A 3031-nucleotide genomic window follows, 5' to 3' on the forward strand; every position below is an offset into this window, starting at 1 on the left:
AAATTGATGTGGTGATCGAGGTGCTCGATGCGCGCCTGCCCTACTCCAGCGCAAATCCCATGCTGGCCGAGCTGACCCGCCATAAGCCGGTGCTGAAAATTCTTTCCCGCGCCGACTTGGCAGACCCCGCCCGTACCGACGAGTGGGTGGCCTTTTTTGACGCCCAGGAAGACACTCGCGCCCTGGCGATTACCACCACCAATACCCGCGAGCTTAAGAAGATTCCTAAGCTTTGCCACGAGCTGGCAGGGGCGGTGCGCGCCGACCGCGACGTGCGCGTAATGGTGATGGGCATTCCCAACGTAGGGAAATCGACGCTGATTAACGGCCTGGCCGGGCGCAAAATTGCCAAAACCGGCAACGAGCCTGCGGTGACCAAGCGCCAGCAAAAAGTGCGCATTGATGGCCGAGTAGCGCTGATCGACACCCCTGGAGTGCTCTGGCCCAAAATCGAAGACCAAGCCAGCGCCTACCGCTTGGCGGCCAGCGGCGCGATTCGCGATACCGCCATTGAGTATACCGATGTGGCTATTGTGGCCAGCGCGGAGCTCGCCAAACGCTACCCTGCCGAGCTAACCGCCCGCTACAAGCTGAAAGAACTGCCCACCTACGAAGCCCCCGTGGTGGAGGAAGTCGACGCCGACGGCCCGAAGAAGCCTGATTTCCTTACTATTGCCGGGTTTGACGGCCACGCCATTCTCAAAGAGATCGCCGGAAAACGCGGCGGCCTGCGCCCTGGCGGCGAAGTAGACCTGCACCGCGGCGCGGAAGTACTGCTGCATGAGTTACGCGATGGCAAGCTTGGCCGCGTCACGCTGGAAACCCCGGCAGATATTCCACCGCCGCCAGCGCAAAACGACCAAGACAGCCCGGCCTCATCCGACGCATAATGAGCCACACGTCAAACACTTCCACGGCACTGGACACTTTTGGATAACGCACCCCATGGACACCCCGCAGCCTAGAGAATCACACACGCTGAAAAAATCACACAAACTGCACAACGTTTGCTACGACATTCGCGGCCCGGTACTCGACCACGCCAAGCGCCTGGAAGAGGAAGGCCAGCGAATCTTGAAGCTCAACATTGGCAACCCGGCCCCGTTTGGCTTCGAAGCGCCGGAAGAGATTCTGCAGGATGTGATGCGCAATCTGCCCACCGCCCAGGGCTACTGTGATTCCAAAGGCCTCTACTCCGCCCGTAAGGCGATTATGCAGGAGTGCCAGCGTAAGCAGATTCCTGGGGTGGGTATCGAAGATATCTATATTGGTAACGGCGTTTCCGAGCTGATCGTCATGGCCATGCAGGCGCTGTTAAACGACGGCGACGAAGTGCTGATCCCCGCGCCGGATTACCCGCTCTGGACCGCAGCCGCCCACCTTTCCGGCGGCCATGGCGTGCACTACCTGTGCGACGAGCAGGCCGACTGGGCACCGGATATGGCCGATATTCGTGCCAAAGTCACCAGCCGTACCCGCGCCATTGTGATCATCAACCCCAATAACCCCACCGGTGCGGTCTACCCACCGGAAGTGGTGCGGGAAGTGCTGGATATCGCCCAAGAGCACAATCTAGTGGTGTTCTCCGATGAGATCTACGACAAGATTCTCTACGACGGGGTTGAACACACCGCTACCGGCGCGCTGGCCGACGATGACCAACTGGTGATCACCATGAACGGGCTGTCTAAAAGCTACCGCTGCGCGGGCTTTCGCTCTGGCTGGATGACGATTTCCGGCACTCTAGCGAAACAGCGGGCGAAGGACTTTATTCAGGGCCTGACCATGCTGGCCTCGATGCGACTATGCGCCAACGTTCCTGCCCAGCACGCCATTCAAACGGCGCTAGGCGGTTATCAGTCGATCAACGATTTAATTCTGCCGGGCGGGCGTTTGCTGGCCCAGCGCGACATTACCGTTGAGAAGCTCAACGCAATTCCTGGGGTCTCCTGTGTAACGCCCAAAGGCGCGCTCTACGCGTTCCCGCGTTTAGACCCCAAAGTGTTCAATATTAAAGATGACCAGCAGTTGGTGCTGGACTTGCTCCTGCAGGAAAAAATTCTGCTGGTACAGGGCACCGCCTTTAACTGGCCAGAACCCGATCACGTGCGCATTGTCACGCTGCCCTGGGCCGACCAGCTCGGTGACGCGCTTGACCGCTTTGCCAATTTCTTGTCTCGCTATCGCCAGTAGTTATCGGCAGCAGCTATCGACACTCAACCAGCGACTTGAAACTGACATGAAATGCACGTATCTAAGCCATCATTCCATTAACACTTGTTATGACCTTGAGGGAGATCTTCATCCATGATGCGAATCGTGCTGTTTTTAGCCACTAACTTAGCGGTGTTGCTGGTCGCCAGCATTACGCTGCGGCTGTTTGGCGTTGAGAGCTATCTCAACAGCCAGGGTATTAACTTCACCAGCCTGCTGATCTTCTGCTTTGTGTTTGGCATGGCGGGCTCGCTGGTATCGCTGTTTATCTCTAAATGGATGGCGAAGCGCTCAACCGGCACGGTGATTATCGAAAACCCGTCGAACTCCACCGAGCAGTGGCTGGTGGATACCGTGGCCGAGCTGTCTCGGGAAGCGGGCATTAAAACTCCGGAAGTAGGCATCTTCCCCGCCCAGCAGTCCAACGCTTTTGCCACCGGCTGGAATAAAAACGATGCCCTGGTAGCGGTATCGGCGGGCTTGCTCAACCGCATGCGTCCTGAAGAAGTTCGCGCGGTGCTGGCGCACGAAATTGGCCACGTGGCTAACGGTGACATGGTGACGTTGGCGCTGATTCAGGGCGTAGTGAACACCTTTGTTATGTTCTTTGCCCGCGTTGTCGCCCACTTGGTCGATAGCTTCCTGAAAAGCCGCAGCGACGGCGAAGGTGGCCTGGGCTTTATAGGCTATTTTGCGGTGGTGATGGTGGCAGAAATTGTGTTTGGCATCGTCGCTTCCGCGATTGTGGCTTGGTTCTCCCGCTACCGCGAGTACCGGGCTGATGAAGCGGGTGCCCGCTTGGCAGGCACCGGTGCGA

At 58.1% G+C, this 3031-nt stretch carries 3 protein-coding genes; all 3 read left to right on the forward strand.

Going from position 1 to position 3031, the window contains the following annotated elements; translation table 11 throughout:
* Window positions 1-2: 2 nt before the first annotated feature.
* The gene (gene ylqF, locus BIS10_RS18095; RefSeq protein ID WP_253507453.1) at window positions 3-890 is read left to right on the forward strand and encodes a ribosome biogenesis GTPase YlqF; all 888 of its coding nucleotides are present in this window, start codon (window positions 3-5) and stop codon (window positions 888-890) included.
* A 55-nt stretch (window positions 891-945) separates the two neighbouring features.
* Complete coding sequence (locus BIS10_RS18100) at window positions 946-2193, forward strand: pyridoxal phosphate-dependent aminotransferase (protein ID WP_253507456.1); 1248 nt, start codon at window positions 946-948, stop codon at window positions 2191-2193.
* A gap of 114 nt (window positions 2194-2307) precedes the next feature.
* Window positions 2308-3031, forward strand: a 724-nt coding sequence (htpX, locus tag BIS10_RS18105; protein WP_253507460.1) for a protease HtpX, incomplete at its 3' end; no start/stop codon positions are given.

The sequence above is a fragment of the Halomonas sp. 707B3 genome, from assembly GCF_024158645.1.
Classification (GTDB): Bacteria; Pseudomonadota; Gammaproteobacteria; order Pseudomonadales; family Halomonadaceae; genus Vreelandella; species Vreelandella lionensis.

Coding starts and splice junctions, on each gene's coding strand:
- BIS10_RS18100 (WP_253507456.1), top strand. CDS start 946: ATGGACACCCCGCAGCCTAGAGAATCACACACGCTGAAAAAATCACAC.